We start from the raw sequence: 443 nt of genomic DNA on the forward strand, positions 1-443 counted from the left end.
GTCTCTACCGCACTAACCTTGATTCCTGCGTCGGAGAGCAGTTCCACATAATCTTCTACGAGCCCTCTTGGGGCTGCGAATACCAGAAGATGCGTATTCTCCTCATCTTTCCCGGTGGGAAGGTAATCATAGACCGGATTCTCAAAAGGAAGATGAAGCGCGGTCTCCACCTCAAGCTTCACAAGCTGCTCCACCTGCTTGGCATTCGTGCTTGGAATCGTCATGCGGCGGATAATAATCTGGGAAGGAGGTATAGACAGCGAGACCTCGCTGCCCTTGAGACCGTTCTCCTGGACCCAGCTGTGCAGCTGCTCGCTGAAGTTCATTTTATCGGCGATTTCATTTTCGACAATCATTCCAGGCTGAAGGGGAAGGAAGCATCTTTTCTCAAGTTCCCAGGACTTGTTCTTCTTCAGCTTGATGTAGCGGACCCCGTTCTGCTC

At 51.5% G+C, this 443-nt stretch carries 1 protein-coding gene; it reads right to left on the minus strand.

From position 1 onward, the window contains the following. A partial coding sequence (gene pilM / locus D3I60_RS01425; protein ID WP_262774334.1) for a type IV pilus biogenesis protein PilM occupies positions 1-443 on the minus strand: 443 nt, incomplete at both ends.

It is taken from the genome of Brevibacterium permense, from assembly GCF_025506275.1.
Classification (GTDB): Bacteria; Actinomycetota; Actinomycetes; order Actinomycetales; family Brevibacteriaceae; genus Brevibacterium; species Brevibacterium permense_A.